The organism is Kitasatospora sp. NPDC054768, assembly GCF_053612025.1.
Map to the genome: position 1 here is coordinate 1 of NZ_JBSHBN010000360.1, position 1,017 is coordinate 1,017.

A 1,017-nucleotide genomic window follows, 5' to 3' on the forward strand; every position below is an offset into this window, starting at 1 on the left:
AGTAACCGGCCGGGACCGACCTCGGTCAGCCCACCTGCTCCAACTGCTCCTCGGCGGTGCCGCGGGGCCTGGCCTCCGTCCCGACGGAGGCCAGGCCCCGTCGGCGTGCCGCCAACGCCAGCACGGCGTAGGCGAGGAGCAGGATCACCACCGCCACGATGCCGTCCAACCAGAAGTGGTTCGCCGTCACCACCACCACGGCCACCGTCAGCACCGGATGCAGCACCATCACCCATCGCAGTGAACTGCGCGACACCCGGATCACCGCGACCGCCGCCAGCACGCACCAGGCGACGTGCACCGAGGGCATCGCCGACAGCTGATCAGCCACCACCACACCGCCGACCGCGCCGCCGTAGACCGACTGCCCGTACTGGGCGGCCACGTCGACGAAACCGCTCTCCGGCAGCATCCGCGGCGGCGCCACCGGGATGAACTGCACCAGCAGGCAGACCGCGGTCGTGATCACCACCGTGTTGCGCACCCACGCGTAGCGCTCGCGGTGCCGCACGAACACCCAGAGCAGCACGCCCAGCATCACGGCGAAGTGCATGGCCGCGTAGTAGTAGTTCGCCAGCCTCACCAGCACCGGGTACGGCGTGACCGCCCGCTGCCAGGACGCCTCGTCCGGCAGCCCGACCACCTGCTCGGTGTGGTGGATCCAGCTCGCGCGGTCCAGCGCGTGGTCCGTACTCATCACCGAGAGGTGCCCGACCAGCTGCCAGAGCGCGAACAGCGCCAGCAGCGTCCCGGCCTCCCGCAGCAGCGCGGACAGCGCCGGCTTCCGGCCCTTCGCCGCGGCGTACGCGCCCGCGTGGAGGCCGATGGCGGCGGCCCCGGCGGACTGCCAGGTCAGGGTCAGGTTCTGCATTGGCAGAGGGTAACGCAAAAAGCCCCTTCCCGGTTGGGAAGGGGCTTTTCGGAATAATTGTTCGGCGGCGTCCTACTCTCCCACAGGGTCCCCCCTGCAGTACCATCGGCGCTGTAAGGCTTAGCTTCCGGGTTCGGAATGTAACC

Annotated in this window: 1 protein-coding gene and 1 rRNA gene; both read right to left on the bottom strand. The window is 69.6% G+C overall.

What is annotated here, in order from left to right; translation table 11 throughout:
• Positions 1-25: 25 nt before the first annotated feature.
• Complete coding sequence (locus tag ACWGKU_RS41130) at positions 26-871, bottom strand: phosphatase PAP2 family protein (RefSeq protein ID WP_452180522.1); 846 nt, start codon at positions 869-871, stop codon at positions 26-28.
• A gap of 59 nt (positions 872-930) precedes the next feature.
• Positions 931-1,017: ribosomal RNA gene (gene rrf, locus ACWGKU_RS41135) — 5S ribosomal RNA — on the bottom strand; the annotation flags it as partial.

Coding starts and splice junctions, on each gene's coding strand:
- ACWGKU_RS41130 (WP_452180522.1), bottom strand. CDS start 871: ATGCAGAACCTGACCCTGACCTGGCAGTCCGCCGGGGCCGCCGCCATC.